At 59.6% G+C, this 15,151-nt stretch carries 13 protein-coding genes and 1 pseudogene; 6 read left to right on the top strand and 8 right to left on the bottom strand.

Annotation, left to right across the window (positions count from 1 at the left end):
* Positions 1-968, top strand: a pseudogene (locus CWS72_RS22435) (hypothetical protein); the annotation flags it as partial.
* A 319-nt stretch (positions 969-1,287) separates the two neighbouring features.
* On the top strand, positions 1,288-2,796 hold the full coding sequence (locus CWS72_RS22430; RefSeq protein WP_101252883.1) for a DnaJ domain-containing protein: 1,509 nt from the start codon (positions 1,288-1,290) through the stop codon (positions 2,794-2,796).
* Positions 2,797-2,825: 29 nt separating this feature from the next.
* On the opposite strand, the gene CWS72_RS22425 is transcribed toward CWS72_RS22430, so the two are convergent.
* Positions 2,826-3,260, bottom strand: coding sequence for a flagellar export protein FliJ (locus CWS72_RS22425; protein WP_101252882.1), 435 nt, complete (start codon positions 3,258-3,260; stop codon positions 2,826-2,828).
* 29 nt (positions 3,261-3,289) lie between these two features.
* On the bottom strand, positions 3,290-4,609 hold the full coding sequence (fliI, locus tag CWS72_RS22420; RefSeq protein WP_101252881.1) for a flagellar protein export ATPase FliI: 1,320 nt from the start codon (positions 4,607-4,609) through the stop codon (positions 3,290-3,292).
* Positions 4,610-4,766: 157 nt separating this feature from the next.
* Here fliI and ctrA point away from each other — a divergent pair, with 157 nt between their 5' ends.
* The 3 genes from ctrA to CWS72_RS22405 all read left to right on the top strand — a co-directional run bounded on the left by ctrA (position 4,767) and on the right by CWS72_RS22405 (position 7,399).
* The gene (ctrA, locus tag CWS72_RS22415) at positions 4,767-5,495 is read left to right on the top strand and encodes a response regulator transcription factor CtrA (RefSeq protein ID WP_101252880.1); all 729 of its coding nucleotides are present in this window, start codon (positions 4,767-4,769) and stop codon (positions 5,493-5,495) included.
* Positions 5,496-5,588: 93 nt separating this feature from the next.
* The gene (locus tag CWS72_RS22410) at positions 5,589-6,161 is read left to right on the top strand and encodes a D-sedoheptulose 7-phosphate isomerase (protein ID WP_101252879.1); all 573 of its coding nucleotides are present in this window, start codon (positions 5,589-5,591) and stop codon (positions 6,159-6,161) included.
* A gap of 410 nt (positions 6,162-6,571) precedes the next feature.
* Positions 6,572-7,399 (top strand): flagellin, encoded by an 828-nt coding sequence (locus tag CWS72_RS22405; RefSeq protein ID WP_101252891.1) that lies wholly within the window; start codon positions 6,572-6,574, stop codon positions 7,397-7,399.
* Positions 7,400-7,662: 263 nt separating this feature from the next.
* Here the strand turns inward: CWS72_RS22405 and CWS72_RS22400 are convergent, their stop codons facing one another.
* The 6 genes from CWS72_RS22400 to CWS72_RS22375 form a co-directional block, all read right to left on the bottom strand.
* The gene (locus CWS72_RS22400) at positions 7,663-8,514 is read right to left on the bottom strand and encodes a CheR family methyltransferase (RefSeq protein WP_101252890.1); all 852 of its coding nucleotides are present in this window, start codon (positions 8,512-8,514) and stop codon (positions 7,663-7,665) included.
* A 4-nt stretch (positions 8,515-8,518) separates the two neighbouring features.
* Positions 8,519-9,703: a protein-glutamate methylesterase/protein-glutamine glutaminase gene (locus CWS72_RS22395; RefSeq protein WP_241911857.1), complete on the bottom strand. Its 1,185-nt coding sequence runs from the start codon at positions 9,701-9,703 to the stop codon at positions 8,519-8,521.
* Between the two features lie 14 nt (positions 9,704-9,717).
* Positions 9,718-10,083, bottom strand: a complete 366-nt coding sequence (locus CWS72_RS22390; protein ID WP_101252877.1) for a response regulator — start codon at positions 10,081-10,083, stop codon at positions 9,718-9,720.
* A 65-nt stretch (positions 10,084-10,148) separates the two neighbouring features.
* Positions 10,149-10,649, bottom strand: coding sequence for a chemotaxis protein CheW (locus CWS72_RS22385; RefSeq protein WP_101252876.1), 501 nt, complete (start codon positions 10,647-10,649; stop codon positions 10,149-10,151).
* Complete coding sequence (locus tag CWS72_RS22380) at positions 10,646-13,288, bottom strand: hybrid sensor histidine kinase/response regulator (protein WP_101252875.1); 2,643 nt, start codon at positions 13,286-13,288, stop codon at positions 10,646-10,648. Before CWS72_RS22380 ends, CWS72_RS22385 begins: the two co-directional genes overlap by 4 nt.
* A 113-nt stretch (positions 13,289-13,401) precedes the next feature.
* Positions 13,402-13,842 (bottom strand): histidine phosphotransferase family protein, encoded by a 441-nt coding sequence (locus CWS72_RS22375; protein ID WP_158240780.1) that lies wholly within the window; start codon positions 13,840-13,842, stop codon positions 13,402-13,404.
* Between the two features lie 507 nt (positions 13,843-14,349).
* On the opposite strand from CWS72_RS22375, the gene CWS72_RS22370 reads away from it, so the two are divergent.
* Positions 14,350-15,072 carry a hypothetical protein gene (locus tag CWS72_RS22370; RefSeq protein WP_101252873.1) on the top strand — a complete coding sequence of 241 codons (723 nt, stop codon included), beginning with the start codon at positions 14,350-14,352 and terminating at the stop codon, positions 15,070-15,072.
* Positions 15,073-15,151: the final 79 nt, after the last annotated feature.

Below are 15,151 nucleotides of genomic sequence, written 5' to 3'. Positions count from 1 at the left end.
AGATGTGTATAAGAGACAGCCCTTCGGCATCGACGAGCGCCCCCCCATCCGCCCCTGCGGCGCCTTCCGATCCCTTTGCCGATGCCCCAGCCGATGGCGCGCCGACGACGTCCATGATCAATACGCAGCCCTCTCCGCAACAGATGTTGAGCGGTATCGTCGCAGCCAACAGCCATGCCGGGCGCCCCTTGCTGCAGACATCGGCAGGCCTGTTGTCGTTGGACACCAACGTCGATCTCCCCGCAGGAGCGACGGTAACGCTGGAAACGCTCGATGCTCCGGTGCTCCCCGATACAGTTCCCAATCCCGCAGAGCCGCCCGGGACGGGCTTCCAGGAGGCGATCGACATTCTCCGGCAGGCGGGCGCGCTCATCGCCTCGACGAATCCCGCCGCCATGGATCTTCCCGCACGGCTGACCGCCGCCCTGTTTGGTTTGAGTTCCGCGGCCGACACCGCGTCGATCAAACCGTGGCTTGGCGAGCGATTGATCCGCAAGCTGAACAAGGCGGGGCATCAGAGCCTGATCGATCGTTTGGAGAAAGAACTCCGAACCCTGAAGACACCGGTCCGGATGCCGCTCAACGGTGAATGGCAATCCTTGATGCTGCCTCTTCCCATCGATCAGCGGATCGACCCCATCCGTCTGGTTTTTCGCCGCCCCCCCGATGACGCGGAAGAAGCGGCGGCCAGGGAAGATGAGGGTACCCGTTTCCTCGTCGATGTGACCATGAGCAGATTGGGCGCGTTACAGATCGATGGGCTGCTGCGCCGCAAGACCAAGCGTTTCGATATGATTCTGCGCAGCCACGTGGCCCTGCCCGAGGAAATGAGGCATGGCATCGAGGCAATTTTCAACCGTTCTCTGGAAGGACTGAACATGGCGGGCAGCGCCATGTTCCAGCACACCAAGACATTCATCGAACCGATTCCGATGACGGAACCGGAGATTTCGGGCTGGGTGATCTAGTGCATTGAATCATTTGAATGAGTCTGTGCACCAGAGCGCGTTGCGTTTAGATTGAATCGCGCTCGTTAGCCCGAGCGGCGTTTGAGCATTTGAAAAAACGGAGTTTTTTCAGCGCCACGCAAGCCTAGAGCAGTTCAAGCGAAGCGCAAACTGCTCTAGAGGCGTTTGAGCTTGGACGAAACCGGACTGGATCCACTGGTGGGGGAGATTCAGACAAGAAATGCGTTCATTCCGTTCATACTCCGGCATGATTTTTGCGTCTCGAAAGATCGGACGCTGCCACGGCGACCCTGGCATGGGCTGAAAATTTGCTGTGATCATGCGCGACGAAACCTCTCATCCGCCCTCCGATCCCCAGGGCTATTACGCCATCCTGGGCGTCGGCCCCCTGGCCGATACGGCGGAAATCAAGGCAGCCTATCGTCTTCAGGCGAAGCGCCTGCATCCCGACATCAACCCATCCGAGCAGGCACCTCAAGACTTTATCGAGCTGACGACGATCTATCGCATTCTCAAGGACACGAAAAGGCGCGCGCGCTACGACGCCACGGCCTGTTCGCCGGCGCTCGCCGATCTGATCGACCCCAAGGATCCCTCCCCCAAGCCGCTGCATTGCTCACGGTGCGGCAAGGTCACCGCACAGCCCCGCTACATCCTCTTTCATAGGGTCAAAACATTCCTCTTCAGGTGCCGCAAAAGTACGGTGGTGGGAATTTTTTGCCGGGATTGCGCCGACCGGACGGCCATTCGCGCCAGCACCCTGTCCTGGCTGCTCGGCTGGTGGGGACCGCTCGGGCCATTTCATACGATGAAGGCGCTTCTGCGTAATCTGCGGGGCGGCGAGAAACCTCGGGCGGACAATCTTTGGTTGCTGTTGCACCAGGCACGCGCTTTCCTGGCCGACAACGACAAGGAGGTCGCTCTCGCCCTGGCCGAACAGGCCCAGAATTTCGCCCGGAACAGCGAGGAGCGCAACCGTATCGCCGAAATCGTCCGGGCGGCGGGAAAATCGACAAATCCGTTCGCGCGCCGGCTGCGAAACCGCTGGAATCCATGGAGCTATGCGGCCGTCATTCAAGCCTTGCCCCTGATCGGACTAGCCCTCGCCGTGACGGTTGCCGTTGCGGCTTTGCAATTCCACAGCCAGACCGAGAGTGTCACGGCAATGATCACCATTCATCCGGCGCAGGCCGGAGAGGTGCGCCATGTGGCCATCGATGTCCTGAAGGTCCGCCAAGGACCAACCAACTCCCATCCGGTGGTGGCGCTGCTTGATCGCTTCTCGACGGTCCAGGTGATGGACTCGGTCGCCGACGGAGAATGGGCCCGCATTCTGACTCCGGCCGGGGTTACCGGCTACGTGCCGGCACGCTTTCTTTTCGGCGGTCCCGGCGACGAATCGAAAAATCGCTGGTGCAACGATCAGAAAGGCAGCGCCTTGCACACCGGCGATATCCTGCTGCGCCGGTCGGGCGGAGAACATACGCTGTCCCTCAAGAACGATACCGATCATGACGTCATCGTCCGCCTCAAAACCCAGAATGGACGGACGTTGTTGGCCTTCTTCATGGCCGCGGGCTCTGATACCGTCGTGAACGGTATTCCTTCAGGCACCTTCCGCGCGGTGTTCGCTATTGGCCATGACTACAGCCGTGCCTGTGGCATCTTCCTCGAAGACATGCGGACCTTCATTGTCCCGACCGCCCAGGTGTTCCAAGCCGGGGGGGCGAACGGAAAACGTCCCGACGCGGAACTGATCCTGCCGCCGCTCGGCGATGGACCGGGGCAATCCCACGCACTGGCGCCGGAAAGTTTTCTCGACAATTGAACCCGAAAAAGCCGTCAGAAAGGTTCATATTACCGGGCGCTTCGTTGACGGAATTGCGTCTGGCCGATCTCGTCGAAGGCGATCTGCTCCTTGCGCACTTCCTCAATTCGCTCCTGCTCGACGCGCTTTTCCTTGACCTCTTCATAAACCTTGAGCTGACGATAGGCCTCGGCCAGATGATCACGCGCCTGCTCGATCTCGCCGCGCAGAGCGTCGAGCGTCCGCATCCATTGTTCGCGACGCAAGCGGTAATTCTGGACGTAAGCCCCGAAGCCATATCCGGCGAAAGTGGGATCGGCGGCGGCGACCTTCTGTTCGTGCAATAACTCCTGATCCAACCGGAGACCGAATTGAATCAACTCCTCCTCGCGCGCGAGCAAGATGCCCAGTTCGCGGCGACGTTCATCGACCGTCCAGCTATGCAGACGGAGCAAGGATACGAGATCTTTGGCCTTGCGCGACAAGAGGAAAACACCTCGCGAAATTCAATCCGTTATTTCAAGGCCTCGGCCAGCATGGCGTAGGACGTCGCCAGATCGGTCGCGTCCTTCTTGCCCTGGCCGAGAAAACCTTCCAGCGCGGGATAATAATGAATGGCCTCGTCGACCGCCGGATCTGTACCCCGCCGATAGGCACCCAACCTGATCAGTTCCGCCATGTCGTCATAGAGCGCAAGCAGCTTGCGCCCCCGGCTGACGAGTTGGTTTTCCTCGGGCGTATTGCAGCCCGGCATGGTTCGCGAAACACTACGCAGCACATTGATGGCAGGATAGCGACCACGTTCGGCGATGGAACGATCCAGCACCACATGCCCATCCAAGATGCCGCGAACGGCATCAGCGATCGGCTCGTTATGATCGTCGCCGTCGACGAGCACGGTGAACAGTCCGGTAATCGAGCCCTGATTGGGCCCGCCCGGGCCGGCCCGCTCCAGAAGACGGGGCAGTTCGGCGAATACGGTCGGGGTATAGCCTTTGCTGGCCGGCGGCTCGCCCACGGAAAGGCTGATCTCCCGCTGCGCCATGGCGAAGCGGGTGACGCTGTCCATCAGGCAAAGCACGTCGCGCTGCAAGTCCCGGAAATATTCGGCCACGGTCAGGGTCACATAAGCCGCTTGCCGGCGGAGCAAGGCCGATTCGTCCGAGGTGGCGACTACCACCACGGAACGGGCCAACCCTTCCACGCCGAGATCGTCTTCGATGAATTCCCGCGCCTCGCGGCCGCGTTCGCCGATCAGCCCGATGACCGAAACGTCCGCCGAGGTATGCTTGGCCATCATCGACATCAGAGACGACTTGCCAATACCTGAACCGGCGAAAATGCCCATGCGCTGGCCCCGACAGACTGTCAGAAAGGCATTGAGCGCGCGGACACCAAGGTCAAGCTTGCCGGACACCCGCTGCCGGGAATGAGCCGATGGAGGTTTGTTCCTCACCATATAAGGCGTATCACCAACCGGCAGCGGACCTTTACCATCGACGGGCTCACCCATGGCATTGATCACGCGCCCCAGCCAATCCGGATGGGGATACAACGCCGGACAAGCCTCGGCCACCTCGACCCGGCATCCGAGACCAACGCCGTCGAGCGATGAGAACGGCATCAACAGAGCACGATTATTGCGAAACCCCACAGTCTCGCAGGTGATGCAGCGGTCACGCCCCATGATCTGGCAACGGTCACCCACGGACAACCGGTGACGCAGACCACTGGCCTCCACCAAAAGCCCCTGGACACCCTCGACACGACCGAAAACACGCACCGAGGGAACATGCTCGAGATCGCTGATCAATGATTTTACGAGAAAGGCCACGACTCACCCCTGTTGGCACTTCTATACCCTAGCGTGAGACCATTAAAGCTTGGTAAACTGACCACGGCTTAAAACGCGCGTAAGCTCTGTCCTTGCGTGTAGCGCGCCTACCCCCTTATGGTTACCAGTCATTAATCGGACACCGGAAACCGCGGGAATGCGAATACTGATTGTCGAAGACGACCCGATAACCTCCAAAAGCCTGGAGCTCGCGCTCAGGGCCGAAGGAATGGTGGTGGATGCCACCAGCATGGGGGAGGATGGGCTTGAAATCGGCAAGCTCTACGACTACGACATTATTTTGCTCGACCTTCTGCTGCCCGACATGGATGGTTACGAAGTATTGCGCCGGTTGCGCGCATCGCGCATCGAAACTCCGGTTCTCATCCTCTCGGGCCTGTCCGAAGCCGACAAGAAAGTGAAGGGGCTGGGTTTCGGCGCCGACGATTATCTAACCAAACCCTTCGACCGGGCGGAATTGATCGCTCGGATCCAGGCCATCGTTCGGCGATCGAAGGGCCACGCGCAATCCGTGATCAGGACGGGCCGCCTGTCCGTCAACCTCGATAAGCGCAATGTCGAGGTCGACAGCGATCCGCTACATCTGACCGGCAAGGAATATGGCATTCTGGAACTTCTGTCCCTGCGCAAGGGACAGACCTTGACCAAGGAGCAGTTCCTCAACCACCTCTATGGCGGCATCGATGAGCCGGAACTGAAAATCATCGATGTCTTCATCTGCAAATTACGCAAGAAGCTGGCAACCGCCACCGGGGGAGCCAATTACATCGAAACCGTCTGGGGGCGAGGCTATGTCCTCCGCGACCCCGAGGAAGCGCCACCCGGCAAGCTCCTGCCGAATGGCCAACCCAGTCACATGATGTAAGGCGGCGGCGCCTTCCGCCCTATCCCCTTCCAGCCTTTTTTCTTTCGTGGTAATCGAGGCGACGACTCGACCGACCGTCAATTGGAGGATGCTATGGATATCGCTCAGTTCTTCGACAAAGAGGTGGAGGAACATGCGAAGCTGGTCCAGACGCTCGGCCCCGCGATCAAGGAACCCTTTCTGCGTCTTTGCGAAAGCTGTCGGACATCCATCCGGCAAGGCGGCAAGATCCTTTTCTTCGGCAACGGCGGCAGCGCGGCCGATGCGCAACATTTGGCGACGGAAATCGTCGTGCGCTACAAGGTCAACCGCCGAGCCCTGCCGGCCATCGCCCTGACCACCGACACATCCATCCTGACGGCGACCGCCAACGATTTCTCCTTCGAGGAAATCTTTTCGCGGCAGGTTGAAGCTTTGGCCCGGCCCGGCGACGTCGCCATCGGCATCAGCACCTCGGGGAAAAGCCCCAACGTGCTGAAGGCGCTTGAAGCAGCCCGGGCGGCGGGTGCCGTCGCCGCAGGGTTTGCCGGCCGCGACGGCGGCACCATGGTCGGCTGCGCCGATCCGCTGATCATCGTCCCCTCCTCCGTGACCGCCCGCATTCAGGAAATGCATATCCTGATCGGCCATATGTTGTGCGAGGCGATCGAGGCCGATTTCGCCTGATCCGTCCAACTGGACCTTGCCCGACAAACTATCTCCCTCTCCGGGCGTCGAATCACTACGCCCGAGTCAATATCGCACGATGATATAGGCGCGATTTGGCGAGGTCTTTTCCCGCGACCAACATCCCCGTGCAGGGGCAACTGATTCTAATATTTGACATTTTTTACCACGGGACTCTGCCCGGCGCCCAACCCGCGGGGCCGCCAACCCGGCAAGATTTGCACGGTGGATCCGGCAAGAGTCGCCACCGGAGTCGGGGGGACTCGGCAGTATCGCCCCTTGGGCGATTCAATTAACCATTTGAAAATAAACAATTTTCATAATTGGCACGCCCCTTGCTTTTAGGAGTGGCGGTACACCACATTTCAAACCTTGCGACAAAGCAAGTCAGTGTGGCAAAGGAGATCAGTATGCCCGTGATTTCTACGAACAACGCGGCCAACGCCGCACTGAATTATCTGAATAATAATTCAGCTCAAGAGACGAACAAACTGTCGCAGTTGGCCAGTGGCTCACGCATCGTCCAGGCGTCGGATGACGCCGCCGGACTTGCCATTGGCACCCAGTTGCAAGCGAACGTCACCGTGTTCCAGCAGGATCAGGTGAACGTTACGCAAGGTATCTCGATCTTGCAGAGCACCGACGGTGCGCTCGCTCAGATCAGCAACGTCCTTCAGCGCATGATGGCGCTGGCCACTTCCGCCGCATCAGGCCAGGTGACCAACTCCCAGCGTTCCGAGGACATCAATACGGAATATGTGCAGCTCAAGAGCGAAATCAGCAGTATCGTCGGCAGTACGACTTATGCCGGCCAGGCGCTGCTGACCGGTTCGTTCCTCAGCAACGTGAAATTCCTCGTCGGCACCCTGTCGTCGAACTTCATCTCCTTGTCGCTGGCGACCGTGTCTGCCGCCGGCCTGCTGGGCACCACCGGATCGACGGTCAGCACCGCCGCCCTGGCGCTCCAGGCGATGTCCAAGGTCACTTCGGCGATCAATACCATCACCAAGGATCGCGCCTTGGTGGGTGCTTACGAATCGCAGTTCAATTTCAGCTCTCAGGATATCTCGACAAACGTCCAGAATATCTCGGCAGCCGCCTCGGTCATCATGGATGCCGACGTCGCCTCGGTGAAATCGAGCCTTTCGTCCATCGACGTGAAGACGCAGGCCTCGGTCGCCGCGCTGACGCAAGCTGCGCAGTTGCCGCAGGAACTGCTGAAGCTGCTGCAGTCCTAATAGGCTTGAGCGGCAATATGGTCTCCCGCTCCAGGCGGGGCTACCGGGAGGGCACCGCCCGCATGCGACAGTGCGGGCGGCCCGGTTGCGCTATTTTGTTATTGCCCGCGACCATCTTCTAGGGTGGTCCGACCGCCACCGGTCCCATCGTCGACCCGACGATGGCCGAGGCACCCCCCAGCACGACCACGCGTAAAAGACGCTCGACGGGAAGAGATTCCGGAAATGAGCGTCACGGCACCGTCAATGCTGATGGACAGACTTCAGTTCGGTGCCTTGAGGGGAAAGGACGGGGTCGCCGCGCCATCTTTGTTTAGGCAATAAATGCCGCGTTGCCCGGCCATGGGTTTGAAGCGCTCGGAAATGCCCAGCACCGTCTCGGCTCCCCCCAGATACAGAAAGGCATCGGCGGGCATCAGCTTGGAGATATTTTCCAAAACACCGGCCTTGGTCGGCTGATCGAAATAAATCAGCACATTACGGCAGAAGACGATATCGAACTGCCCGAGTCCGCGCAGATCCTTCAAAAGGTTCCATTCGCGGAATTGCACCATGGCCCGTAAACCCGCATCGATCTGCCAGCTCTCGTCCTTCTTCTTGAAATATTTGACGAGCATCTGAATCGGCAGGCCGCGCTGCACTTCGAACTGGGAATAAAGGCCGGCCTTGGCCTTATCGAGCATCTCCACCGAAATATCGGTTCCGACGATCTCGACATGCCAGCCGTTCAGCTTGGCCGATTGCTCTTTCAAAAGCATCGCCAGCGAATAGGCCTCCTGCCCGCTGGAGCAGGCGGCGGACCATATCCGGATGGATTTTTTTGCCATTCGGGCAGCCATAACCTGTGGCAGCACGATGTCCTTGAATTGATCGAACGGCTTGGTATCGCGGAAGAAGAAGGATTCGTTGGTAGTCATCGCTTCGGTCACGTCACGGGCCAAAGCCTCGTCGTGGCCACGCATCTTCGCGACGATATCCTCGATCCCCTTTAAATTGCGCGCCCGCGCCAAAGGCGTCAGGCGACTCTCCAGGAGATAAGCCTTGTCGGGAGTGATCACCAATCCCGACCGCTCCTTCAGGAGCTTGGCCAGGAAATCAAAATCTTCCGGGCGCAACATATCAACGCCTCGAGGCCAAACGCATGATGTACTGGGGAATTTCCGGTAAAGGCAGGACCGCGCTGCATATTCCAGCCGTCGCTGCCGCCCCCGGCATTCCCCACACCACGCTGCTCGCCTCATCCTGGGCGACCACGGTACCTCCGGCGCCGACTACCACCTGCCCCCCCTTCATGCCATCAGAGCCCATTCCCGTTAGAATGACCGTCAGCACACGACGGCCCCAGGCAGCCGAAATACTGCGCAACATCGGATCGACCGATGGGCGACAAAAATTTTCCGGCGGGTTTTTATTGAGACGAATGACCTTATCGGTTCCCCTCACCTCGACCACCATATGAAAATCGCCGGGAGCGATATAAATCCGATTTCCCTGGATGACTTCGCCATCCTTACCTTCGGCTGCCGCCCATCCGCTGATCCGCGAGATATGTTCGGCCAGAATGGTGGTGAAGGTCGGAGGCATGTGCTGGGTGATCAGAATGGGCTGCTTCAGAGACCCGGCCTTGATTGCGCCCAGCACGGCAAACAGCGCCTGGGGCCCCCCCGTCGATGAGCCGATGGCGATCACATCCGGAGTTTCCGCCGATGCCTGCCGAAGCGATAAGGGTCCGGCGTGCGGATGAATCTGAACCGGCGTCCGGACCGGCGGCGCCGAAGAAAGCGGCGTTCCGGAGGCAGCCAAACCAACAGTGCTCACCCCCGGACGCGGTTTTCGCACCGAACGCCGACGCACGGCCCCCAAAGCCCGGACCTTGCCGATAAGTTCTTGCTTGAAGTCGGCTCCGCCGCTGATTTCGCGCGACGAGGTCGGCTTCGGTATGTAGTCGGCGGCGCCGGCCTCCAAAGCCCGCATCGATATGTCGGCGTTTTTCAGAGTGAGAGTCGAGGCGATAATGATCTGAAGGTCGGGGTCGACTTTCAGCAGTTTCGGCAAAGCCGTCAAACCGTCCATGACCGGCATTTCGATATCGAGAATAATCACTTCGATATCGTGTCGCTCAAGGGCCGCGACGGCCATCTGCCCATTGCCGACAGACGCCACTACGGAAAAGCCGGAATCCTCCTCGAGCATCCTGGTTATAAGGCCCCGCACGACCGCAGAATCATCCACAACCATGACGCGGATAGGATCCGCAGCGGAAGCGGTGGTACTGGGACGAGATGTTCCGGACTCGAAAACCATACACATACCACCGTTCAAAGCAGGCCGACTTGCGAAAACTTGGCTTGAAGAATTTCACTATCGAAAGGCTTCATAATGTATTCATTCGCACCTGCCGTAATCGCTTCCTGAATATGATCAATGTCGTTTTCGGTGGTGCAGAACACCACTATGGGACGATCACCGTCGGGAAGCTTTCGCAGCTCATGCAGAAATTCGAGCCCATTCATATTGGGCATGTTCCAGTCGAGAAGCACGGCATCAGGCATCTGCTTGATACAACGGTCAAGAGCCACAATCCCGTCTTCAGCTTCTTCCGTACGGAAACCAAGCTCGTTTAAAATTTTCTTGGCAACCATGCGAATGACTTTGGAGTCATCAACGATCAAGCAGGACTTCATGCCACCCTTCGCTTTCTTCGGGACGCGGACTTAAAGTCGGCCCTTCCGGGCCGACCCGTTCGACCTTATACGGCTTCCGATTTGGTGAAATCGAGCAACCGAGGAACATCGAGCACGACGAGGAGCTTGTTTTCCAACCGATATATTCCGGTGCTGAACTCACGCCACAGCGGATCCAACGTCGGAGGATTCCGCTCGAATTTGGCAGCCGGCAAACTCAAGACCTCGCCCACCGAATCGACACGCAGGGAATAGAGCTCTCCGCGCATGTCGACGACCACGCTCATTGCATCGCCCGCTTCCTCGTTGTGGGCGGGCAGACGCAACCGCAGCCTGACATCGATGGCCGTGACGATGCGCCCTCGCAGATTGAGGGAACCGGCCACCTCAGGGGGAGCGAGAGGAATGCGGGTAATTTTTTGCGGTCCCAGCACATCTTGCACCATCAACACCGGGATGCCGAACATCTGGCCCTCGATGAACATGGTGACGAATTCCTCATGATCCTCGGTCGAGAGAATTTCATGAGAACCTTGCCGGGTGGTTGCGGGAACGATCTGGTTCATGCGGCACCTTTAGCCGAAAGAGACTGCGCCAGGGTCTGCAACAGCGCATCACGGTCGAATTTGGCGACATAGTCGGTGAACCCGACCTCACGGCCACGTTCGAAGTCCTTCTCGGTCGCATGGGAAGACAGGGCGACCATCGGTATCTTGGCCCAACGGCCTTCGGATCGCACCGCCTGGGCGAAATCGAAGCCGTCCATGCCGGGCATTTCGATGTCGCTGATGATGGCATCGAAATTATCGCCGGATTCCCTCAGAGACAATGCCTTGTCCGCGCTGTCGACCGAAGTCACCTCGTAACCGGCCACCGAAAGCAGCGGGGTCAGCAGATTGCGGAAGAAGGGACTGTCGTCCACCAGAAGAATGCGTTTGGCCTCCGTGTCGCCCTGGAACTCCTGATCGGGAGACCCGAACCAATCGCCCCAGGCCTGGGTCAGATAGAAGCCGGCATCGATGATGTCGGTTGCCTTGCCGGAAACCACGGCTGTTCCGATCAGACCCGGCTGGTCGACGGACAGCTCCACCTTCAAGCGCTCCTCGACGATGTCGACGATCTCGTCGACCACGAGTCCCATGCTGCGCTCGCGGTCGGCGAACACCAGGACCGGCTGGCGCCCTTCTGTCCGGACGTCGAACGAACCGTCGATGGTGACCAGAGGCATGAGCTTGCCGCGATATTGGACCACCGGCTTGCCATGCGAATGTTCGATCTGACCGACCTCGATCTCTTCGAGACGGGCGACCAGGGCCAGCGGCACGCCCTTGAGATCGATACCTCCGGCGCGGAAAACCAACAGGGACTGACGATCCTCGGCATGCAGATCCCGCGAGGTCGAAGCCTCCGCCGTCGCCTGACTGCCGCCGACGATTTCACCGGTGCTGCCGGCGATGCCATTGGGATCAAGGATCATGATCACCGAACCGTCACCGAGAATGGTGTTCCCGGAGAACATGGAAATATGCCGCAGGATCGGAGCGACCGGCTTGACGACGATTTCCTCGGTGTCGAAGACGCGATCGACGATGATGCCGAAGGTATAGGCGCCGACCTGGGTCACCACGATGAAGGTCTCGCCCCGCTCGCCGGCGTCGCCGCCAAGACGCAGAAGCGTCCGCAGGCTGACCAGAGGCAACAGCCGGTCGCGCAGGCGCAACACCGGCGCGTTGTTGATCACCTCGATGCCATGTTCGGAATTGGCCGTCGTCCGGACCAGTTCGAGCACGCTGATCTGGGGGATGGCGAAACGCTCGCCAGCGCATTCGACGATCAACGCCGAAACAATGGCCAAGGTCAGCGGGATCTTGATGATGAAGCTGGTGCCCTTACCCTGCTGGGTCTTCAGCTCGATGGTACCGCCGATTTTTTCGATGTTGGTCCGAACCACGTCCATGCCGACGCCCCGGCCCGAAACCGACGTAACCTTTTCGGCGGTGGAGAAGCCGGCACGGAAGATATACTGGGCGACCTGCTGATCGTTCATCTGCTCAAGTTCGCCCTCGGTGGCCAGGCCATTGGCCGCGACCTTCTGACGGATACGGGCAATATTCAGACCCCGTCCGTCATCGGCGATCTCGATGATGATATGGCCGCCTTCGTGATAGGCGTTCAGAACGATCTTGCCGACTTCCGGCTTCCCGATGAGACGTCGCTCGTTGGTCGATTCCAGACCATGGTCGGCGGAGTTGCGGACCATATGGGTGAGCGGATCCTTGATCAACTCCAGAACCTGCCGATCCAACTCGGTCTCGGCGCCGATCATCTGGAGATCGATCTTCTTGTTCATTTCGACAGACAGATCACGCACGATACGCGGCAGCTTGGCCCAGGCATTGCCGATGGGCTGCATGCGCGTCTTCATCACGCCTTCCTGCAGATCGGTGGTGATATGGGACAGGCGCTGAAGGGGAGTGGCGAACTCGCTGTCATCGTTGCCGCGAACCATTTGGAGAAGCTGGTTGCGGGTCAACACCAACTCGGACACCAGCGTCATCAGATTTTCAAGCAGCTCGACATTGACGCGGATGGTTTGCGCCGCCACGGCAGATTCCTTCGGAACCTCGGTCGGCGTGGGAGCCGCGAGCGCCGTCGAAGGGGCAACCGGCGTGGGAGCCGCGACCGGCACCGGAGCCTCGACATGTTCCGGTTCATGCTCGGGAGCGGCTTGCGCAGCGGGGGGGACGGCAGGCTCAGGCGCGGCGGGCTCGGGTTCCACCACCGGCGCGGGCGCTGGCTCCGCCGCCGGAGCGGGCGAGGCCTCCTGAACCCGACCTTCCGCCGCGGCATTGAGCTGGGCGATCAGATCCTTGTCGTCGCCTTCCGGCTCCGCTTCGGTCGCCTCGATATGCCCAAGGATCATCTTGATGCGATCGAGACAGTTGAGAATCAGGGTGACGGCGCCGGGCGTGACCTGCAATTCGCCATCGCGAAACTTGCCAAGCACGTTTTCACCCGCGTGGGCCACCGTCTCAAGCCGCGGCAAACCAAGAAAACCGCAAGTCCCCTTGATGGTGTGGACCAGACGGAAGATGTTGGACAGGATTTTCGGTTCCGGATTTTGCTCGAGCTTGACCAACTCCACATCGAGAGTTGAAAGGCTCTCCGAGGTCTCCGTCAAGAACTCACTCAGAAGATCGTCCATTACACTACCCTTTGCCGTCCTGGTGTGGCCCCCGGATTCCTTGGCGCGATCGGGACCCCACGCCTTAAGAAACTAATTAATAGCATGCGCCGTTACCTTGAGAAAGCCTGGCTTCAGAAGCCCGCCCCTCCTTTTTCATTTTTTTGTTTTTGGATCGTTACGAATACCATACGATCATGACTGTCTTCATAATTGATCGACAAACTCATCCTGCTCGCAAGAAGCGCCGTATAAAACCCTTGCGCGCCGCGTGGTCTCAAGGTGGAGACATCCGTCGCATGCAGGGCCTTGACCGATTCCGCCGTCATCATCCCCACCCCCTGCGCCGTGATGCGGAGCCCGCATGATGCGGCGGGCAACCTTTCGACACTCACGCTTCCGCCCCGGGGAAGACAATCACGGGCCAGCAGGACCATATTCAGCAGCAGCTTGACCTCGTCGCCGTCCCAGTTCCGCTGTTCGCCGTCCCGCCACTCGAGGCGCACCATGTCGGCCTCCCCCATCCGGGAATTCAAGAAATCGCCAATTATTGCGCGCATCTGATCGGAGGACATCGCACAACCAGCCCCCCCCAACGCCACACGCAAAAACTTCAACCGATGGATCGCCGCCGCCGCGCTTCCCGCCAACAGGGCCAGGGCATCGTCAGCCAGCTCACCGCCGACGCCGTCGTCGGCCAGTAGTTCCACTCCGGTCCCTACGGCGCCGACCGCGCCCGCCAAATCGTGACAGAGACGAGCGCAAAGAAGTTCCGCCAAGACCGCAGGATCATCGCACTTCATTCCCGCCCCCCCGAAAACGCCGGCTTCCGGAACAACTCGGCGCGGGAAATTTTCTTTTCACACCGTTTCGTCATGGTCACCTTATCGCCGCTGCCGCCCCTCCACAGTCCTCACTTGGGGACAGATCACAATAAAAATGCCACCAATGCCTTTTTTTGTCGTCAGGATAAGCTCCCTCCCCCGCCGTCCGGAGGCATTGCCTCGATCTTGAGGTAATTCATAATGACGGCGGGATAGGTAACATCTCGTTAAGCAACCATTGCCGGGAATGATGCCGTCATGACGAAACTCCAACTCTTGGCCCTGGCCCTATTTTTAAGCACCAGTCCGGCCGACGCCGAGGACGTCCTGACCTGCGAGGAGCTGATGGGCGCGGCGACGGCTTATTATCGAGAGGCCCTCTTTCAATCCGACCCCTTGCATCAGGACGGCGCGGCGGCGAACTCCGCGCTGGCGGCGTTCCGCGTCGCCTGGCGCGCCGTGGCCGAACGCGCTGCCGATTGCGCGCCCTGCCGACCGATACAGGAAGATGAGGTGGAACAGCGCGTTCAAGACATCGCCGACGTCGCGGAAAAGGCGGAATTGCAAAACGACCGGGGCCGCCTGGACCAGGCGCATCTCACGCTGTCGCAAATCCGCCCGATGTTGACGGATTTGCGGCATGCCGGCGAACCGCATGATTACGCGGCCCCTCTCGATGCGTTCGATGACAAGTTGTCCGAGACCACCGACGACGACCTCGACGAAGAAGAGATTTCACCGGATCAGTTCGTCCAACTCTGCGAACAGGTCGGCGTCCTGGCCTATCTGGGAGAAAAACTGGAAAAACGGGCCCCGGCACGCTGGGCCGGCGAACCGGAATTCCTGGATGCCCTGGAAAACCTGTCGCGTCAGGTCCGAGGACTGAGGGCGGCGGTCTTGCGAGGCCGGCACGCCCCCATCCGGGCCGCCCTGTCGGACTTGCGCCAAAGCTTCGACCGCTTCTACCGCCTCTACGGCTGACGGATGGTCCCGCCCGGCGCATGAGGGACCGGAATTTAACCGGGACTATCGCGTTCAAGCGATTACCCCGTTGCGGCCC

The sequence above is a fragment of the Telmatospirillum siberiense genome, from assembly GCF_002845745.1.
GTDB lineage: Bacteria > Pseudomonadota > Alphaproteobacteria > Rhodospirillales > Magnetospirillaceae > Telmatospirillum > Telmatospirillum siberiense.
The sequence above is the reverse complement of the archived record's forward strand: the minus strand, read 5'-3'. Positions and strand labels throughout refer to the sequence as shown.